This is a genomic window from Marinobacter profundi, assembly GCF_002744715.1.
GTDB lineage: Bacteria > Pseudomonadota > Gammaproteobacteria > Pseudomonadales > Oleiphilaceae > Marinobacter > Marinobacter profundi.
Map to the genome: position 1 here is coordinate 175,117 of NZ_KZ319368.1, position 20,235 is coordinate 195,351.

Sequence of the window (20,235 nt, forward strand, 5' to 3'; positions counted from 1 at the left end):
CAAACCAACCTCTGATACCACTTGTTTCTAGATTTATATATTAGGTAAATGGAATCTAAATATAAAACTTCAATGCAGAACTAAGATAGGTCATTCCATATAAATTCTTTTCAAATTGCTCACTATCTGTCGATGCAGCATATCGCGTCACTTCCCAACGATCAGACAGCGGATCTTTGCTTGTGTAAGCCGCCAAAGCAAACTCATACCCCGCTATAGCCACTTCAGACTTTATCTCTGAATTTATATCTATACTTCGTCCATTGGGATAACAGAATGACTTAGGGGACAAATTGAGATTCTTTTCTATTAAACTCTTTGATAATATTAGTTCGGCCCGCAATTGAGCACGACTTAGCTTTGTCAGAATGGGGTGACTATGTGAGTGGCTCCCAACCTCTAATCCTTCAGAAACCATACCACTTATTTCCCCCCAACTCAGTGGCCGATATTCAGCAGGAGGTTTTTCAGGCTTCTTGATTCCAGCCTGGGAAAAAACCGAATCAATTAATCTCAACTTTTCATCATTTGATATTGACAGACAGTAATCTGCTATCCGATCCCACGCCTGAAGTCCATCATCGCACAAAATATATTTATCCGACATTCCTGGAACATCAATCCGGAAACCTTTCGGCACTTTCTGCAAAACATACTTTAACTGGTCAGGCCATAACCAGATATCATTGTTAATAAAGCCCGTCGTAACAAACAGCGTTGCCGGAGCGTTCTCCTCTTTCAATATTGGAAATGCATAATCAAGGAAATCATGATAGCCATCGTCAAAAGTTATTACTGCAGAGTAATTTGGTACTTCACCTCGGTCACTGAGATGAATTAGCTGGTCCATCGAAAGAAGGCTAAAAGATTTTTTTATAAGCCTAACCTGTGATCTAAACTGCTCTGCTGACAACTTTCCGTGATCGCCATCTCTTGAGATTCGGTGATACATAAATATACGAGGGTGTTTCCTTGTCAGATACCGCGAAACGGAAAACCCACCTATATTGCGAGTCAATAGATATATAATTTTATTAATTCTTTTATTCATATCTGACGACTTCTAAGACCGAGCTCTATTTAACAGAAGCTTCGCAAGACTCTTCCATCCAAAGGTATATCTCCAATCATACTTCATTCCTGTAATTATATCTTTTAAAGGCTCTGAAAATGCATTTTCTGCAGCAGCGATATGCATACCCCGACTGATATACATATCTGATTTCGCTCTTGCCAATGTGTGTTCTGGTAGAGCTTCAGGATTGTTTTTAATAAATTTATTAAGGACAAGGAAGGCATTCTCATATCGCCCTCGATAGTTTCGCGACATTTGTCCAGGCCATACTCTGTATTTATAGGTTCTCCGCGGAACATAGAGGAATTTCCAGTTTATTGAATATCTCAACCATAAATCCCAATCGATCCCCATTGGTAGATTTTCGTCAAAGCAACCATCGTTATCGACGCAGGACTTACGTATGACGGCTGTTCCGAATGGGACGAAATTCTTTATTATTAAATGCTTTGTGACGTTCCCGCTATGCCGCTTATACGGCTGCGCTTTAATTAAGGGACTTCCGAGGTTGTCAATGTAGGAGACGTCGCTATACACAACGCCGACTCCGGGATCGGAAAAGTATTCCATCTGTAATTGCAGCTTATCGGGGGTCCACAGATCGTCTGCATCACAAAAGGCAATAAATTCTCCAGCAGCTTCATGTATGCCGCGATTTTTTGCCCTAGGCTGACCTCTATTTTCCGTTGATATATAGCGCACCCGACTATTATCAGCGAAACTCTTCATTTTTCGGGGTGTATCATCGGTAGACCCGTCATCTACAACAATAATTTCGAGGTTTTTCCATGTTTGAAACAACACTGAATCAATTGCTTCCGGGAGATACTGCCCCATGTTGTACGTTGCAATAACGACGCTTACCAGCGGTTCACGGTCCATAGGCTAAATCCTGCATATCGAAAACCGATATTTTCCGGAAGGGTCTTGTTCAATTCGCGTTACATCCCTAATGGTCACCTTAGTCTTTTCCCCAAAGACGCCAGTCATAGCGCCTCGCAGTTCAAAGTCGGTTTGTTCGTTGTAATCCCTGCCCCTTACTCGGTTAATTACAACCTCTTGTTCGCTTTCCTGAATAAGCTGCATCTGCTCAATGCCCGGGACTTTCGTAAGGGTCCGTTCCACCAATGATATGCCGGCGACCTGCCCCCCATCAGGAAGCTTCAGAAAATCAGCCACCCTCCCCTCAAGGCGTTCGAGGATGGGTAGCCCACGGCCACAACTACATGCCCTCTCGCGGTATACCCCGACATCCTCCACTCGATACCGAATGAGCGGCATCGCAAAATTATTAAGGTCCGTCACCACGATCTTCCCCGGCTCACCAGGTTTGACCGGTTTGTTATCACCGTCCAAAAACTCCACGTACACATGGGGAATATTGAGATGCATGCCATCGTGTCGCTCACACTCACACGCAATCAGCCCCACCTCTTCACAGCCATAGCGGTTGGTTACTGCGCAATCGAACACCTGTTCAATCACCTTGCGTTCGTGGTCCAGCAACATCATTGAGGTGGCCACAATTCCCTTGGGTCTGAGGTCGGTTATGCCCTGATCGCGGAGGTAGCAGGCAAAGATAAAAATTGAATGGGCGTGTCCGAACACGGCTCCGGGTTGCTCCTCTCGCCAACGCTGAACGAAATCGCCCATGGTGGTGTTGTTGAGGTTCATGGTGTCCAGGTAGATCGTGCGGTCCAGCAGGTGATGGCGAAGCTTCTGTTTCAAGGTCTCCGCGACCGGTGGATTGCCCCACACGGCAGCTTTTTTCATTCCCAGATCCCACCCTGACCAACGATCCGCCAGCAGCTGAGCTGCGTTTCTGCGTTCCTGGCAGGCTTCGTCGAAGAACAACTGCAAGGAGACGCCGGTTGAGCCGCCCGTTTTTGCGCTTACCAGTTGGGCTCGATCGAATTCATCGCTTATGAACCGATCCAGGTTGTTTCGGATATCCGATTTGGTGGTGACCGGAATCCGCAGCAGGTCATCGTGATTCTGGAATGTGGCCGGCGATATTCCGTGGGCGTGGAATAGATCCCGGTAAAAAGGGCTGTGTTCAGCTGCATAAGCCAGCAGCTTCTGCAGTCGCTCCCACTGCAGCATTCGCAGACGATCAGTGGGCCACCATTGTTGTTTCTCGAGTGCCTGCCATTCTCTCAGCCGCTGGCTGCGGTCTTTGATGTCCCACAGAGGGTAGAATAGGTGGCGGGACAGTGACTCCATCATGCTTCGGCCACCCTTGGTTCAACGTTTTGATACAGTCGGATGTGTTGATTCAGCATTGCTTCCAGCGAGTAACGCCCAAACATTTGCTCCCTGTTAGCTCGCCCCATGGTTTCTCGCTTGATCGGGTCGTCAACCAGGGTAAGGAGTCGATCCGCTAATGAGGTGACATCTCCAACATCGTACAGATAGCCATTTACGCCCTCGGCGATGATTTCCGGGTTACCGCCAGTGTTACTGCAAACGACAGGCTTTCCGCAGCGCAGATACTCGATGATGGCGTTGGAGAATCCCTCGGTTTCAGAGCAGAGCGCGGCAATATCGAACTCACTGATATAGCGCTCCGGCTCCGGCTGGCTTCCGAGAAATCTCACCAGATGAGCAATGCCCAACTGCTCTGCAATTTGGAGATAAGGCGCCTGATCGCCGCCGCCCACAACCCGCAGTTCCACGTTGCGGCCTAACTCGTTGAGCCGTGCCACGGCTTCGATCAGATCGCCAATGCGCTTGATGGGCCGCAGGTTGGCAACGATGCCTATGACGCAAGGTTGCTCCTGTGCGGCCAAGCTCGTTAACTCATCCTGGTTGGACGCATCGGTTTGAATGTCGTTTGGGTAGCCGTTGTAAATGACGTGAAGCTTGGATTCAGGCACACCTTCAAGCCGCGCTGTAATTTCAGCCACCGCCTTGCTATTGCAGACCACGCCATGGACAAACCGGTCCGTCAGCCTCAGCGCTCTCAGGTAAAGTCCCGAGTACCAGAACCCCATATCACGCCGGGATATCAGGGATTTGACACCCGCGAGGCGCATCATGGGTGGGCAGATCACGGAAGCGTCGTTGAAAAAAACATGCACAACCCGGTAGCCATCCTCTGCCAGACCGCGGGCATAGCGGTAGACCGTCCACCAGCTGCGGGGATTGGAAATACTGGCAACACCCAGGTGTTCTATTTCAACCGGGAAAGCATCGCTCCTGCTGTAATCGGTCTCCCTGAAGACCGCGAAGCGTACGTCCCACCCTTTTTCCTGCAGGCCTTCCAGCAGCTTGAGTACCTGGCTTTCGGTGCCGGCGTAAGGGTTGTCGTAGCGGTCCATGATGATGGCGAGTTTCATGCCAGAACCTGCTGGTAGATCTGCAAGTATTTCTCGGCCATTGCTCGACTTGAATAATTCTGGCTGATGCGCTGCGTCGACCACGTGACTTGCTCACTCACATTGATGGTATCCGCAAGTACCTCTGTGAGCTCTTTTGTCAGCGATTGGGTCGCATCAATCCGTAATACTCTTCCCCCCAGGCCGTCACCCAGTACCGCTCGGATTTCGCCAACATCGGACGCAACAATTGGAAGTCCCACTGTCATCGCCTCCAGCAAGGTTATCGGCAACCCCTCGGTGAAAGAGGGAATGCACAGAACATCACAACGTTGCATGATCGCAGGAACATTCTCCAGGTAGCCTGGCATCAACACAGCTTCTCGTAGGTCCAGGTCCGCTATTCGGTTCTCGAGGGCTTCCCTCTGCTGGCCTTCACCAACAATCAGGAGACCGGATCCGGGGAATACTTCGCGAATCTCGGCAAAGGCATCCACCAAGCGATCAAATCCTTTTTCACGGGATAACCTGCCAACACCGAGAATGACGGGCTTGTGACGTTCAAAGAATGAGGTCAGGGTCTCCCGCAAAGGTTCTGAAGATCGTCGTCGAATGGATGCGGGATCCAGCCCGTTGGGGATAACACACGTACGAGAGGAGTTAGCGATCGCGGTTGGAACCTGTGTTTTCATTGCACCTGAAACCATTACCACCTTTCTCATTTGTCCAAGAACCAGCCGGTCTACCAACTCATAGAGCCATGCCTTGGTGAATCTGGGCGCTCGAACGTATCCATGAAGCGTCGTAACCAGCGGAATCTTTCGTATTGCTTCCGGCCAAAGTCCCATCAAAACGTTGAATTTGTAGCCGTGAGAATGCATCAGTTGGAACCCTTCGGCCTGGGCCCATTGATATATTTCCCTCGCCCCCATAAGGTTAAAACCCGATTTCATCCGCCAGTTAACAACTGGAATACCTCGCGCCCGTGCTTCGCTTTCGAGTGGCTTTTCAGACTGGCCCATCTCCCCGGCACTCAAGATCAGCGGGGATATACCACGGTTCATTTGTTCCTCGGCCAAGGCAAGTAGCATCTTCTCTGCCCCGTAAAGCCCGCCACTGTCGATAAGGTGCAACACTTTGAGTTCCAAAATTGCGGTCCTACAGAGGAAACAAGTCCAGCTTTTCACCGGGAACAAAAAATTTGTTGTGAGATCCCTCGATAAACCTGAGGCTGTAATTCTCAAGCACACCTACCAGCGCCCAGGCTTTCTCTTGTGAAAGCTCGGCCATTACAAAGGGGCGATGGGCATTGATGACCCCAATCGAACTTTTGATGATCTCTTCATCACACCCTTCGGCATCGATCTTCAGAAAATCCAGGCTCCAGCTTTCAGGCAGAAAACTACGCAAGGGGAACGACATCACATGAATGTCACCTTCCGGAACCATATGGGATTGAAAGAGATTCTCTTCCGGAATTGTGAAGTCCACTTCCTGTGTATCAGTTGATACTGCGCCGTTAACCAACGTGACATTCTGAGCGGCACTGGCCGTGACATTGTTCGACAGCAGGTCGAATGTTTCCGGTATTGGTTCAAACGCAATTACGCGCCCCTTTGAGCCCACCAAACTGGAAAAGAGAAGCGTGTAATAGCCGACGTTTGCTCCGATATCGACGACTTTTGCCCCTGGCGGGATAATGTTTTTCAGGACGTCGTACTCGAGCTCTTCCGAACGGAATTCCCCCTTTCTGATCTGCCGGCGGTAGTAGTTAATCTTTAAAAGGCGTACTACTCCCTTGGGTAAACGCTTTGCTTGTTCCCTCAACATGCCCATCAACTACCCCTTCCTCGGCTTCCAAACCACCCGCTTCTCCCCCCGCAAGAACGCCAGCACCGCTTTCAGCGACGCCACGTTCAGCAGCAGGAAGTAATAGGGCACGGAGTACAGCGGGCCGAAATTGCGGCCGGCGCTTTCGTTTTTGCTGCCGATCCACGCCAGCCCGTAGAGGGCTACCAGGCCGAGGAATGCCAGCGGGTAGATGCCGCCGCGCGGCATCAGTAGCAGGGTGGCCAGGGTGAAGGTGGCCAGCGGGATGAAGGCCAGGTAGCGGAGCAGCTTGTGGGAGATGAGCTGGAGGGCGAAGAAGCCGTGGCGGAGCGGGTTCATCAGGGCGGCCATGTCTTTCAGTGCCCAAAGTGCCCGCAGGCTGACCCTTACCCGCATGCTGAATTCGCTGGTGCTGTCGCTGAGCGCGGGCTCTTTCAGCAGGGCGCGGGGCTCGTACACCACGCGGTAGCCCTGCTCCACCACTTTGAGGGGCTGGACAAAGTCGGGCAGCTGGTCGGGGTTAAGGGGTCGGTACAGGGCTTTTCGCATGGCGTCGATGCCGCCATCCACACCGATGATGGAGCCGGTTCGGGTTTCCTGTTCCCGCAGCCAGTTCTCATACTTCATATAGGCGCTACAACCATCGCCGACCAGGTTGCCCGCGTCGTTGACGTAGACCATCTTGCCGGTGACGTAGCCGACCTCCGGATCGGCAAAGTTGCTGACGAGGTAACGGATGGCGTCCGGATCCCACTGGGAATTGGCGTCGGAGAACAGGAGGATTTCGCCGGATGCTTCGGGGACCAGGGTGTTCAGTCCGGCGGTTTTGCCCTGGCGGGGCACCTGGCGGAACAGGCGGACCGGGATGGCGGAACCCGCGGCAACGTTGCGCACGATGTCGTCGGTGCCGTCGTCGGAGTCGTCGGAGATCACCAGGAGTTCGAGCCGGTCGGCGGGATAATTCTGGGCCAGCTTGTTGCGGAGGGTAGCTTCGATTTCTGCGGCTTCATTGAAGGCGGCAATCAGCACCGATACCCGGGGTGTCTCGCCATCGTGTGCGCGCACCGGCTCCGGGGCCAGGCGCGCGGCGAGCCGCACGAGCAAGGGGTAGCCGGCGTAGATGTACACCAGCAGAATCAGTGACATCCAGAACAACGCGTACAACATGGTAAACCGTCCCTGAGGCGTTACAGCGTCTTGAGTAGGTGAGAGTCTGAGCGCGGACGATCCTGTCCGTGCTCCTGTGTCCGAACTTGAGGCGCCCTTTCCGCCTGCGGTTCCTCAGCATCCAGCACGCCGTACCCCCTCAGTACCTCGCTCATGGTGGTGAAGGAGAAACGCTGCAGTAACCGGGTCAGGCGCTGCTCACACACTTCGAGGTTGTTATAGTGGCGGAACCGGGACAGCCACTTCACCTTGAGCCGGGGCTGGCCGGGGTCGACTTCCCAGGGGTGCAGATAGAACACAAAGGGTTGCCCCTGGCGGTTGATGGAGCCCAGCCCCCACTGGCTGAACCAGTAGGGAAACAGGCGAAAGTACCCCCCGCCGGCGATCGGTAAGGTATAGCCGGGCAGTTTCAGGGTACTGAGGGGAAATTCCGCCAGCTCGTAACCGTTATCGGTTGTCAGGCGGTACGGCCAGCGGGGGGCATCGGGCATGCCGTAGCGGTCGTGGTGGACCGGGAAGATGGAGGAATCCCAGGTGAAGCCCTCTTCCCCCAGAATATCCAGCGCCCAGCGGGATTGCGCTGTAATCGAGTAGCTCGCCGCCCGGTAACCGGTGACCGGCTCACCAAGGATATCTTCCAGAATTGCCTTGGCCCGGTGGGTTTCTTCCCGGAAGACGTCCGGCGCCTGGTTGTAGATCAGTTGATGGCTGTAGCCGTGGCTGGCGACTTCATGACCGGCCGCCCGGATTCGCCGCACCAGTTCGGGGGAACGTTCAGCCACCCAGCCCAGGGTGAAGAAGGTTGCGTGGGTATCGAACCGGTCGAGCAGTGCCAGCAACCGGTCAGTGTTGGCCTCTACCCGGTACTCCATGGACTCCCAGTCGTCCCGGCGCACGGCTTCAGCCAGCGCCGCCACCTGGAAGTAATCTTCCACATCGATTGTCAAAGCATTGCGGATGCTGTCCATTGCGCCCTTCCCTGGCCCGGTTTGTCTGTTCCGTATCAGCGGAACTGGTAACTCAGGCCGAGCAAAATCCAGTTTTCGTCATAGTCACGGGTCGTGGTTTCGCTTTCCCGCCGCTCGTGACCGATACTGCCATTCGCGGTCAGTTTCTGGCTCAGCTGATAGTCCAGACCCACTGTCGCCTTGACGAGATGGTCGTTGGAATCGACCTCGCCACCGTAGTCATAGAAGTCGTACCCCAGGCCCGCCGTGAAGCCGACAAACTGGGTAACCGGTCGGCGGTAGCGGCTGCTGACGCCGGCACGGTAATCGGTAAGGTCGGTCAGGATGTAATCGGTGCGGGCCCCGTAGCCGGTCACCCCCACGGTACTGCCGTCACTGAACTGTTTGTCCAGGGAGCCGCGAATCGCGGTTACTTCCACCGGTGCGGTCTGTTCGAGATTGAACACAAACGGCCCGAAGCGAATGTCGTAGTCGGAGGTCTGGTCGGTCAGCTCCCGACTCGCCTTGAGTGAAGCGCGGGTGGTGGGGTTGATGTCACGGACCAGCTCCAGATCACCAACTATGCCGTCGCTTTTGCGGGTGATGTTGTTCAGCCGGCTTTCCAGCTGGCTCATGCCCAGGGAACCGCTCACACGGGTTGCCGCCCACTGCTTGGCAAAGGTAGCGGACAGCGTATCGCGGTCTATTTCCTCGCCGGTATCCAGCTCTGCACGGTCGGCCGAGGCCGACAGGCCTGCCGTCAGGGTCGGATCAATCAGGTGGTTCCAGGCCGCCGAGGCAACATAGCGGTCACTGTCCGGCTCTGTGGACTCGCTGTAATCGGTCTGTTCGTAGTGAGCACGCAGCACCATTTCATCGACCTGGCTGAGGCGGAAGTTCAGCACCGGTCCGGTGCGGAAAATATTCTTGCGGGTGCGGTTCTCCGGGGTGTCGCCGGCGCGGGAATCTTCGGTGACGTCCCGCAGGTGGTCGGTCAGCTCCCACTTCAGGTTATCGTTGATCTCACAGTCACCAAGAAAATCCATATTGGTGTAGGTTTCGTTGTCGTAGGTATCATCCATCCAGATGCCGTACCCGAAACGCGAGGCCAGTGAGGCATTGCAGGTCCCAGGATCGCTTTGGTAGGCAAGCCCGATGTTTACCCGGTTCTCGATGTCGCTGGTTTCATTGGAGGACGACAAGGTGGCGTTGTCGGAATACCGGCTTTCGAGGCCCCCGGTGATACGCAGCGGCTCCGCAGCTGCCAGCCCCGGGACGCTAGCGACAACCCCGGCCATCAACGCCGGCCATGACCCGACTCTCAGGGCCCGCCATGAAAAGAGGCGCAACGAGCACAAGCTTACAACTCCCGTTTGGCTAACCATTGATCACGGCTCCCACGAATTTTTCCGGATGAAAGGCAACGGCCGCCTCTTCTGCCATCCCGGGCGTGACCTTGCCATGAGGTACGACCAGCATGGCGTAATCGCACAGTTCACTGAGGATGCGGGCGTCCGGGGATTCGCTGATCGGCGCGGTATCGAGAATGATGAAACGGTCCGGGTACCGGCGCCGCACCGCCTGGATGAACTGTTTCATCCGGAACGAGGTAAAGAACTCCGCCGGAATCTCCCGCCGGCTGCCAGCGGGAATCAGCCGCAGCCGCGGGATTCCCGTAGGGTACAGAATGCGGGCAATGTCGTAATCCGGATCATCGAGGAAGTCCGTCAAGCCGTGTTCCGGCACAATATCCAGGGTGGAATGCAGCGTCGGCTGGCGCAGATTGCAGTCAATGATCACCGCGGTTTTGGCCTGGTCAAAGGCGAACGCAGCGGCAAGGTTCAGCGCCACGAACGAGCTGCCCGCCCCGCTGGTGGCGCCGCTGACCACCAGGGTGAAGTTGTTGCCGCCTGAGGCCTCCAGCAGCCGGGTACGCAGGTCGCGAAAGCGGTTGACCAGTTGCCGGTTGGACGACTCCGGATAGATGATCCGGCGTTCATCCAGGTCGTCGCGGGTCAGCTTGCGGGGCTCCTGCATCCGCACGATCTGCTTGCTGATGACAAAACGGTCGACGGCGCCGGGACCGAGTTCCAGCGAGCTGGGCACCAGCATGCGCGAATCGTCCCACTCCGAATAGGGCACGCCATCGCCACCAACGCTGCCGTTCACCTCTTTCGAAGGTTCATCCTTGCGGCGCACCCAGTAATTACTTTCCCGGCTGCGCCCGTTGGTCTCGTCCCGGCCTGCCACTTCGCCCACGCTGGCGCTGCCCGCGCCATCCTGCTTCTTTTGCCCGGTCATCCGATGACTCCCATCATTGAGCCCACTGCTATGGCGATGTATACCGCCGCCACCAGAACCACGCAGACGATCACCATACTGGTGACCCGGCGTTCGCGCCGTCGCTCGAACGGTGTTTTTACCTCGGGAAGGCGTACCAGCACTGGCAGCCCGACCGTTTCTTCCAGCTGCTGACGCGCCCTGACCCGTGGGTCAATCTGCAGCAGACCGGCAATCAGCCCAAACGGCGCAAGCAGGCCGAGAAACAGGCCGCCCACGGCGAAGGTGGCGAACTTCGGCCCACTGGCACCGCGGGGGAACTGGGCAGACTCGTTGATGCGGTAATTCAGGCCCTGGCCTTCCACGTCCAGGTGCATGGAGACCCTGGCCCGTTCCCGACGTTTCAACAGGTCGTCGTAGATCTGTTTGTTAACTTCCATGTCGCGGGTCAGCTCGGCGTATTCCGTCTTGTTACCCTGGATTCGCTCCATTCGCAGGATCTGTTCGTTGAGCAGCGCCCGCAGGGCGCGGATCCGGGTATCCCTGGTCTGGATCGCGGCGCGGGTTTCCGCCAGCGCGGTGCGCACATCCTGGTACACCGGGTTTGATGACCGTTCACCGGTAGTGATGACCCGGTTAGGGTCGGCATTGGCCGCGGCCCGGTCCCGCTGCCGTTGCAGTTGTTCAATCTGCTGGCGGAGGATCACGATATCGGGATAGGTGTCGTGGTAGCGCAGGCGCAGGTTATCCAGTTGCTCCTGCAAGCTGTTGATCCTGTTCTGGTAGACGTCCACCGTGGCGCCACCGGATGAAACCATCGGATTGATGCCGTTCAGCTCCGCCTCCAGGGACTGGGCCCGGGTAAACATCTCCTGGCGCTCCAGCTCGGCCAACTCAATCTGGTTGCGCAGGCTGGCCATGCGCTGGTTAGCGTCGCCCTCGGTGCCGTCCACATTTTCGGAGAGGAAGTTCTTCAGCCGTTCCTCGACTTCGGCGAGCTGGGACTCGTATCCCTTGACCTGCTTGTCGATAAACTCGTAGGCGCTGCGGCTTTCCTGGCGTTTGCGCTCGTTGTTCTCGGCAATGAACAGCTGCCCGAGTCGCTGGGCCACCTGGAAGGCCTGGTTTGGCGATTCGGAGGCATAGCCGATACTGAAGTAACTGTCGCCGCGGGGCCTCACAAACAGGTTGGCCCGCAATTCGGCAATGCGGTTTTCAAGGACAACCGGGTCCGTATTTGCGCCATCGGATCCGAAGATCTCCGGGTCCGTCGCTACCTGCTCCACCACACTGCGACTCCACAACAGTTCCTTGGCCGCGGAAGTGCGGTCATTGATCTGGGTGGTGACCGCACTGCCCTCCATCAGAGGTCGGATAATGTTGCGGTCGTCCACAAAGATGACCACCTGGGATTCATACTTGTACGGCCAGAGAAAGCCCGTCACCAGTACCGCAAAACTGACAACGGTGAACAGCAGGAGTGCCAGCCACTTGCGGGCACGCACTTCCCTCAGGATTTCCGCTGGCATTTGAGACAGAGGCATGGCCATAACACACTACCCATTCAGTATTTACAGATCGCGTTCCGTGCGCCCGGCAACCGCTCAGAATACCCGCTCGGGCACACTGAGAATGTCGCCGGGACGTATGGCGTAGTTGGTCTTGATATCACCCCGGGAAAGAATATCCCCGAGTCGCACCGGGATGGCGACCACGTCGTTGCCATTAACCCGGTACAGCATGGCGTTGTTCAGCGCGGCAAAGGGTGTCGCCCCGCCGGCCTCCAGCACCACGTCGAGCACCGTCATGCCGGCGCGGTGTGGAACCGACATCGGCTGGGTTACAGCGCCGGTTATCCGCACCCGGTCGCTGAATTCGTGGCTGCCCATACTGGTTACCACAACACTGACCTGGGGTTGGCGGATATAGGCCGAGAGCCGCTCTTCGATATCATTGGCCAGACCTTCCGGAGTTTTTCCGGCGGCCTGCACATCGCCTACCAGAGGCACCGAGATCTTGCCATCCGGTCGCACCGGAACGGAGATGCTGAGATCGTCGTTACGCCATACCGAAACGCGGACCACATCGGTGGCACCGAGAACATACTGGTCGACACTGCGTGAGTTATCGACGTTGAGCGCCTGCCGGATCTTGTCCGGCGACGAAGCGGAGGGAGCGGCGCAACCTGAAGACATGGCTACCGCCAGGAGGGTGAAGATCAGCCCCAGGAACGTGTACATCCGTGACATTTTTATTCCTCGCAGAGGTCCGTGCTTTTATTCCATGTTCCGGAGACAGCGCACTCCCGGAACTACCTTGATCCTTTTTTGAACAATACCACTTCCACTGTTTGAATTATAATCAACAAATCCAGCAGCAAACTCTGGTTCTTGATGTAATAGAGGTCGTACCGGAGTTTCTCCCGGGTGTCCTCCTCGTTGTCCGCATAGGCAAAGCAAAGCTGTGCCCAGCCGGTGATACCGGGCTTGACCCGGTGCCGTTCGTTGTAAAACGGAATTTTTTCCGCCAGTTGCTGCACAAACACCGGCCGCTCCGGCCGCGGCCCCACAAAGGCCATGGTGCCGTTGAGTACGTTGAAGACCTGTGGCAACTCGTCGATGCGAACCTTGCGGATAAACTCGCCCACCCGGGTCACCCGGCTGTCATTCTTGCTCGCCCAGACGGCACCGTTCTTCTCGGCGTCGGTAACCATGGAACGGAATTTGTGAACCCGGAACACCTGGCCGTTAAGCCCGACCCGCTCCTGGCTGTACAGCACCGGCGCCCGCATGCCATCCTCAACCTTGATAGCCAGTACCGTCAGCACCATCAGGGGCAGGCTCAATAGCAGCAAGCTTCCGGACGTCAGCAGATCGAGGGCGCGTTTGCCGAAACCGGAGACCGAGGACAGCGAGAACCCGTCCGAAAATACCAGCCAGCCACGGGTAATCATCTCCAGGGCCACCTTGCGGGATTCCCGTTCGTAGAAGGTGGCGCCCTCCACAATCCGGATTCCGTCCATCTTGCATTCAAGCAGGTCATCCATGGGTAACCCCTTGCGGCGATCGTCCACTGCAACCACGATTTCGCTGATGCGACGATGGGAGCGTACGTACTCGAGCAGCGTCAGGGGCGGATGAATCAGCAGTGACCGGGTAACTTCCACCGGCTCTCCCGGCAACGGGACAAACCCTTCCAGGATGAAGCCCTTGCGATTGAAGGGGGTAGTCAGGTCTTCGAGCATCTGGCGCGCCCGCAGCCCGGCACCCAGTACCAGGACTTTGCGTTTGAAGGCATCCTTGCCCACCAGGGCGAAGAACAGGGTGCGGCCGATACCCAACAGAAAGAGCGCGAACACGGATGAGGTGGTCAGTACCCCGCTCTGCCCCAGGTACCAGAGCCACTCCCCGGCCAGTAGATAGGCCGTTCCCGACAGCGGCAGACTCACGATCAGTGCCATCAGGGTCCGCAGCATCATGCCGGACATGCCCTCTTCCAGCCGCGACTGGTGAACCCCCAGCGCTACCATCACCAGCAGGTTCGCCAGCCCGAATACCAAGGCCGACGGCAAGACAAACGGGGTGCTTTCGAGAAAAAAAGACAGGTCGCCGAAAAAGCGGAAGAACACAGTAAGGCTGAAGGCCGCGATCAGGATCAGCAGGTCGATCAGACCGAGAATGACAAACGGCAGATGAATGTAGTGTCCGAACAATCTGACGTGGGCCACGTCGACTCCTTGTGTTTCTCACACCGTAATTCCCCGCTGCGTCCTGTGCAGCCAGTTACAAAACATTTACAAAGTGTAATCCAACTTTACAAAAATTCAATTGGCCCGCTCCGCAATCTTTACATGGAATCTGTAAAGAATTTCGACAACAAAAACCCCGGAAACCCGGGGTTCTCGTGACAGCCGAAACAGCCTCGGGTCAGGCTTACGCAGACTTGCGGCGGCGCATAGCGCCAATCCCTGCCAACCCCAGTCCGAGCAGTGCGAGGGTACCCGGTTCTGGCACCGTTCCCACCGTTACGTTGTCAATCCCGAAGCCATCGTTCTCGTCATTACTCCGGAATACCAGCGACGTTATCGCCATGTCGCTCATAAACCCCAGGTAGTAGGCTCCGCCACTGCTGTGGGCGCCGGTGAAGACGTTGCTGAGGTCAAAGGTTGCGCTGCTTGCGTCAGCGAACACAATGTCCATCAGCCCGCCCACATCGTTGGGATCGGTCAGATAGAAGCCGACAGCGGTAAACAGGCCTGCAAGGCTGAACTGCACCTCTTGGGAGTCCATGCTGTCGAGCCAGTTGGTATTGGCTGCATCTGTTGGCATCGGGAACCGACCGTCAAACGGCGAGGTGTCCTGATTGAGAATAGCCAAGCCACCGAGACAACTGAAACCGTCTGCATTACAGGATTCCGACGCATAATCGCCACCGGTCATCAGCTGCTCGAAGCTGCCAACGCTGGTATTGATAGTGACGGACTGGTCTGCAGAGCTGGTCGCAGCGGTAAAGCCCTCGAATGTTTCGGTGGTGGTGTCTTTCAGAAATGAGAGGAAGGTGGCTTCGGCAGCTTCCGCCGTTGCCGTTCCGGGGCCACTTACCGTGACGTTGATCAGTGCTGCATGGGCAGCAGACACCGACAGCGTCGAGGCAACAGCAAACCCCGCGAGTTGTTTCACGAAACCCTTTTTCATTTGTCACTCCTTTGGTTTTTTCTACGGGTGTTTCGGCACCCGAACCAAAAGCAAATAAAGGGCCACTTTCCTTTTCTTTGGGATATCATCAGGTTAAAAAATCACCACCCGACAAGGTGTAAAACAAGCTGACGGGTGCACATGCGATACGGGGACAGACTTCTACGGAATGGGGACAGACTTAAGATCTGTCCCCTTACTGCTAACTCTTAGTTCACCGCTTCGTTGCGATAGCGCTGATGAAGGATGCCCACCCGTTCCACATAAGCGCGGGTTTCAGCATAGGGGGGAATGCCACCGTGGCGGTCAACCGCGCCGGGACCGGCGTTGTAGGCGGCCGTGGCCAGCTTGATGTTGCCATCATGCAGCTGGAGCATGCGGGCCAGGTAATTGACACCACCACGGATATTCTGGGCGGCATCCAGCGCATTGCTGACACCAACCTCACGTGCGGTGCCCGGCATGAGCTGCATCAGCCCCTGGGCTCCCTTGGAGGATACCGCTTGGGGGTTGAATGCAGACTCGGCATGGATGACCGCTCGGACCAGTGCCGGATCGACACCGAAGCTGCGGGCCGCAATGCGGATTTCATCCTGGTATGGTTCGAGAAACAACCGGGTTTTATGCCAGTTGATGGTGGAATTGGGCTTGCAGGCATAGCACTCGAAGCGGATCACATCGAATTCCGCATCCGCCGGCCGCATCTCACTGAAGGCGACCACACCGTTGCTGTCCTTGTAGCGGTACACGGTTTCCTTCTTGGTAGAAGGCTTGGCCCGGGCACCGGTTACGTTGGTGAACTCGACCGTGCCATCCGGATGGACGATACGACGCACCGAATCCGCCTGCACCGCCGCGGGTACCACCAGCGCGGCCATCAATACGGTCACCAGCAAAGTCGGTATCGCAAATTTTGCGGCAATGTTCATCCGGACCTCATGGTGACTGCAGCATCGGTGCGCAAACGGTATTCGTGTTGTTGGTCAATGTCCGGGATTATAAAGCCTTCCCCGGCAAATTAAACCGAACGGTTCCACATACAGCAAAGCCGCAGCAACCGGTCATCGGCTGCTGCGGCTTCACAGGGGTGACTTGCCCAGGCGAGCGGGCAATGAGACTACTCAGAAGCAGTCGCCCGGCACCCTCACCCAACCTTCCATGATAATCCGCGCACTGCGGCTCATGATGGCTTTGGTGGCGGTCCACTCTCCGTCGACCGCCTTCGCCTCGGCACCCACCCGCAGGGTTCCGGACGGGTGGCCAAAGGTAACGTGGTTCCGCTCACCGCCGCCCGCTGCCAGGTTCACCAGGGTTCCGGGAACCGCCGAAGCGGTGGCGATCGCGACCGCCGCCGTACCCATCATGGCGTGGTGCAGCTTGCCCATGGACAGCGCCCGCACCAGCACGTCGATGTCAGCTGCGTTAATCTGCTTGCCACTGGAGGACACATAATCCACCGGCTTGGCCACAAACGCCACTTTCGGCGTGTGCTGCCGGTTCGCGGCTTCGCTGACATCCTTGATCAGCCCCATCCTGACAGCACCGTGGGCGCGGATGGTCTCGAACATCGCCAGCGCCTTCGGGTCGCTGTTGATGTCGTTCTGCAGCTCCGTACCCTTGTAGCCGATGTCTTCCGCATTCACGAAGATGGTCGGGATACCGGCGTTGATCATGGTCGCTTGCAGGGTGCCGACACCGGGCACCTCCAGCTCATCCACCAGGTTGCCGGTGGGGAACATGGCCCCTTCCCCATCCGCAGGATCCATGAACTCGATCTGCACTTCCGCCGCCGGGAAGGTGACGCCGTCCAGTTCAAAGTCGCCGGTTTCCTGCACTTCACCGTTGGTAATGGGGATGTGGGCGACAATGGTTTTCCGGATATTGGCCTGCCAGATCCGTACGGTGCAGATGCCATTGTCCGGAATGTGCTCTTTGGCGACAAAACCGCTGTTGATGGCGAAGGCGCCGACCGCCGCCGTCAGGTTGCCGCAGTTACCACTCCAGTCCACAAACGGCCTGTCGATGGCAACCTGGCCAAACAGGTAGTCTACATCGTGATCCGGCTGGGTACTCTCGGCCAGGATCACCGTCTTGCTGGTGCTGGAGGTGGCGTTGCCGAGGCCGTCGATCTGCTTCTCGTAAGGATCGGGGCTGCCGATGACCCGCATCAGCAGCTTGTCCCGGGCCTCACCCGGGACCTGGCACGCTTCCGGCAGATCCTGCAGGCGGAAGAACACACCTTTGCTGGTGCCGCCACGCATGTAGGTGGCGGGCACTTTTATTTGTGGGGCGTGCATCATGCCGCCCCCTCAGACGCCAGGAAGTTCTGGGCAAAGCGCTGCAGGACGCCGCCGGCGGAGTAAACGGTGACTTCTTCCGCGGTATCCAGTCGGCAGATGACCGGTACCCGGTCTTCTTCACCGGTCTTGCGATGGATGACCAGCTCCAGCTTCGCACCCGGTGCCGGGGTACCTTCTACGTCGTAAGTTTCGGTACCGTCCAGCTGCAGGGTCTGGCGTGTGGTGCCTTCCTCGAACTGCAGGGGCATTACACCCATGCCGATCAGGTTGGTACGGTGAATACGCTCGAAGCCTTCGGCCACGATGGCTTCCACACCTGCCAGAGCGACACCCTTGGCGGCCCAGTCACGGGAAGAACCCTGACCATAGTCGGCGCCGGCCACGATAATCAGCGGCTGCTTGCGTTCCATGTAGGTTTCGATGGCTTCCCACATGCGCATGGTCTTGCCTTCCGGCTCCACACGGGCCAGGGAGCCCTGCACCACTTCGCCGTTTTCGTCCCGAACCATTTCGTTGAACAGCTTCGGGTTGGCCAGGGTGGCACGCTGGGCCGTCAGGTGGTCACCGCGGTGGGTTGCGTAGGAGTTAAAGTCTTCCTCCGGCAGGCCCATCTTGTGCAGGTACTCACCGGCTGCCGAGTCCATCATGATGGCGTTGGACGGCGACAGGTGGTCGGTGGTGATGTTGTCCGGCAAGATCGCCAGCGGGCGCATGCCCTTGAGCTGGCGCTCGGCGGCCATGGTGCCTTCCCAATACGGCGGACGACGGATGTAGGTAGACTGCGGGCGCCAGTCGTACAGCGGGCTCTTGGCCTGCTCGGCAGCGTCCAGGTTGAACATCGGGATGTACACCTGCTTGAACTGCTCCGGCTTCACAAACTCACCGACGATGCGGTCGATTTCTTCATCAGACGGCCACAGGTCTTTCAGGGTGACCGGCTTGCCATCCTTGTCGTAACCCAGGGCATCCCGCTCGATATCGAAACGCACGGTACCGGCGATGGCGTAGGCCACGACCAGCGGCGGCGACGCCAGGAAGGCCTGCTTGGCGTAGGGGTGAATCCGGCCGTCGAAGTTACGGTTGCCGGACAGCACCGCGGTGGAGTACAGGTCGCGGTCGATGATTTCCTGCTGGATTTTCGGGTCCAGCGCGCCAGACATACCGTTACAGGTGGTGCAGGCGTAGGCCACGATACCAAAGCCCAGCTTTTCCAGTTCCGGCAACAGACCCGCTTCTTCCAGGTACAGGCGGGCGACCTTGGAACCCGGTGCAAAGGACGACTTCACCCAGGGCTTGCGGACCAGCCCCAGCTCGTTGGCTTTCTTGGCCAGCAGGCCGGCAGCCACCACGTTGCGGGGGTTGGAGGTGTTGGTGCAGGAAGTGATCGCCGCGATGATGACCGCGCCATCGGGCATCAGGCCCTTTTTCTCTTCTTCCAGCGCCTTGTCCAGGTTCACGGCAATGCCGCGGTCGTGCAGATCGGATGTTGCGACACGGCGATGCGGGTTGGACGGGCCAGCTACGTTACGCACCACGGTAGACAGATCAAACTCCAGCACACGCTCGTACTGGGCTTCCGCCATTTCTGTGGCCCACAGGCCGGTTTCTTTGGCGTACTTCTCGACCAGGTCAACCTGCTCCGGCTCGCGACCGGTCAGCTTCAGGTAATCGATGGTCTGTTCGTCGATGTAGAACATCGCGGCGGTGGCACCGTATTCCGGAGTCATGTTGGAGATGGTGGCACGGTCGCCGATGGTCAGGCTGGAAGCACCTTCACCGAAGAACTCGAGATAAGCACCGACCACCCGCTCCTTGCGCAGGAACTCAGTAATGGCCAGCACGATGTCCGTCGCGGTGATGCCCGGCTGACGCTTGCCGGTGAGCTTCACGCCGACGATGTCCGGCAGACGCATCATGGAGGGCTGGCCCAGCATCACGGTTTCGGCTTCAAGGCCGCCCACGCCGACGGCGATAACACCCAGGGCATCGATGTGCGGGGTGTGGCTGTCGGTACCGACACAGGTGTCCGGATAGGCAATCTGATGGCCATCCTGATCAGCACGGTTCTGAATCACCGGAGACATTTTCTCCAGGTTGATCTGGTGCATGATGCCGTTACCGGCCGGAATCACGTCTACGTTGTGGAACGCTGTGCGGGTCCAGTTGATGAAGTGGAACCGGTCTTCGTTACGGCGGTCTTCGATGGCGCGGTTCTTCTCGAAGGCATCCGGATCAAAGCCCGCGGCTTCCACCGCCAGGGAGTGGTCCACGATCAGCTGGGTCTGCACCACCGGGTTCACCTTGGAAGGATCGCCGCCCTTCTCCGCGATGGCATCGCGCAGGCCCGCCAGGTCTACCAGGGCGGTCTGGCCGAGGATGTCGTGGCACACTACCCGCGCCGGGTACCAGGGAAAGTCCAGGTCGCGCTTGCGTTCGATCAGCTGCTTGAGGGAATCGGTGAGGGATTCCTTGTCGCAGCGGCGAACCAGCTGCTCAGCCAGGATCTTGGAGGTATACGGAAGCCTGGCGTAGGAGCCGGCCTTGATGGCTTCCACCGCCTGGCGGGTGTCGTAGTATTCCAGGTCGGTACCCGGAAGCGATTTGCGGAATTCGGTATTCATGGTG

17 protein-coding genes are annotated in these 20,235 nt (G+C 57.1%); all 17 read right to left on the bottom strand.

Annotation, left to right across the window (positions count from 1 at the left end; translation table 11 throughout):
* Positions 1-55: 55 nt before the first annotated feature.
* The 17 genes from CLH61_RS03750 to acnD all read right to left on the bottom strand — a co-directional run bounded on the left by CLH61_RS03750 (position 56) and on the right by acnD (position 20,231).
* Positions 56-1,051, bottom strand: a complete 996-nt coding sequence (locus tag CLH61_RS03750; protein WP_099613380.1) for a polysaccharide deacetylase family protein — start codon at positions 1,049-1,051, stop codon at positions 56-58.
* Between the two features lie 12 nt (positions 1,052-1,063).
* Positions 1,064-1,957, bottom strand: a complete 894-nt coding sequence (locus CLH61_RS03755; protein ID WP_099613381.1) for a glycosyltransferase family 2 protein — start codon at positions 1,955-1,957, stop codon at positions 1,064-1,066.
* A 3-nt stretch (positions 1,958-1,960) separates the two neighbouring features.
* Positions 1,961-3,301, bottom strand: a complete 1,341-nt coding sequence (locus CLH61_RS03760) for a phenylacetate--CoA ligase family protein (protein WP_099613382.1) — start codon at positions 3,299-3,301, stop codon at positions 1,961-1,963.
* A complete protein-coding gene (locus CLH61_RS03765) occupies positions 3,298-4,413 on the bottom strand; it encodes a glycosyltransferase (RefSeq protein WP_099613383.1) in 1,116 nt (371 codons plus the stop codon). The genes CLH61_RS03760 and CLH61_RS03765 overlap by 4 nt, the downstream gene beginning before the upstream one ends.
* The gene (locus CLH61_RS03770) at positions 4,410-5,540 is read right to left on the bottom strand and encodes a glycosyltransferase (RefSeq protein WP_228152515.1); all 1,131 of its coding nucleotides are present in this window, start codon (positions 5,538-5,540) and stop codon (positions 4,410-4,412) included. The genes CLH61_RS03765 and CLH61_RS03770 overlap by 4 nt, the downstream gene beginning before the upstream one ends.
* A 10-nt stretch (positions 5,541-5,550) precedes the next feature.
* Positions 5,551-6,228 carry an FkbM family methyltransferase gene (locus tag CLH61_RS03775; RefSeq protein WP_099613384.1) on the bottom strand — a complete coding sequence of 226 codons (678 nt, stop codon included), beginning with the start codon at positions 6,226-6,228 and terminating at the stop codon, positions 5,551-5,553.
* A 3-nt stretch (positions 6,229-6,231) separates the two neighbouring features.
* A complete protein-coding gene (locus CLH61_RS03780; RefSeq protein WP_099613385.1) occupies positions 6,232-7,389 on the bottom strand; it encodes a glycosyltransferase family 2 protein in 1,158 nt (385 codons plus the stop codon).
* A gap of 20 nt (positions 7,390-7,409) precedes the next feature.
* Positions 7,410-8,357, bottom strand: coding sequence for an XrtA system polysaccharide deacetylase (locus tag CLH61_RS03785; RefSeq protein WP_099613386.1), 948 nt, complete (start codon positions 8,355-8,357; stop codon positions 7,410-7,412).
* A gap of 35 nt (positions 8,358-8,392) precedes the next feature.
* Positions 8,393-9,634 (bottom strand): outer membrane beta-barrel protein, encoded by a 1,242-nt coding sequence (locus CLH61_RS03790; RefSeq protein WP_099613387.1) that lies wholly within the window; start codon positions 9,632-9,634, stop codon positions 8,393-8,395.
* 79 nt (positions 9,635-9,713) lie between these two features.
* Positions 9,714-10,637 carry a P-loop NTPase family protein gene (locus tag CLH61_RS03795; protein WP_228152516.1) on the bottom strand — a complete coding sequence of 308 codons (924 nt, stop codon included), beginning with the start codon at positions 10,635-10,637 and terminating at the stop codon, positions 9,714-9,716.
* A complete protein-coding gene (locus tag CLH61_RS03800; protein WP_099613388.1) occupies positions 10,634-12,166 on the bottom strand; it encodes an XrtA system polysaccharide chain length determinant in 1,533 nt (510 codons plus the stop codon). Before CLH61_RS03800 ends, CLH61_RS03795 begins: the two co-directional genes overlap by 4 nt.
* 54 nt (positions 12,167-12,220) lie before the next feature.
* Entirely contained in the window at positions 12,221-12,865 is a 645-nt protein-coding gene (locus tag CLH61_RS03805) for an XrtA/PEP-CTERM system exopolysaccharide export protein (RefSeq protein ID WP_099613389.1), read from the bottom strand.
* A 62-nt stretch (positions 12,866-12,927) separates the two neighbouring features.
* The gene (locus CLH61_RS03810) at positions 12,928-14,343 is read right to left on the bottom strand and encodes a TIGR03013 family XrtA/PEP-CTERM system glycosyltransferase (protein ID WP_099613390.1); all 1,416 of its coding nucleotides are present in this window, start codon (positions 14,341-14,343) and stop codon (positions 12,928-12,930) included.
* A gap of 205 nt (positions 14,344-14,548) precedes the next feature.
* Entirely contained in the window at positions 14,549-15,310 is a 762-nt protein-coding gene (locus CLH61_RS03815) for a PEP-CTERM sorting domain-containing protein (RefSeq protein WP_099613391.1), read from the bottom strand.
* A 209-nt stretch (positions 15,311-15,519) separates the two neighbouring features.
* A complete protein-coding gene (locus tag CLH61_RS03820; RefSeq protein WP_407657549.1) occupies positions 15,520-16,239 on the bottom strand; it encodes a lytic transglycosylase domain-containing protein in 720 nt (239 codons plus the stop codon).
* A 192-nt stretch (positions 16,240-16,431) separates the two neighbouring features.
* Complete coding sequence (gene prpF, locus CLH61_RS03825) at positions 16,432-17,610, bottom strand: 2-methylaconitate cis-trans isomerase PrpF (RefSeq protein WP_099613392.1); 1,179 nt, start codon at positions 17,608-17,610, stop codon at positions 16,432-16,434.
* Positions 17,607-20,231, bottom strand: a complete 2,625-nt coding sequence (gene acnD / locus CLH61_RS03830; protein WP_099613700.1) for a Fe/S-dependent 2-methylisocitrate dehydratase AcnD — start codon at positions 20,229-20,231, stop codon at positions 17,607-17,609. The genes prpF and acnD overlap by 4 nt, the downstream gene beginning before the upstream one ends.
* Between the last annotated feature and the right edge of the window lie 4 nt (positions 20,232-20,235).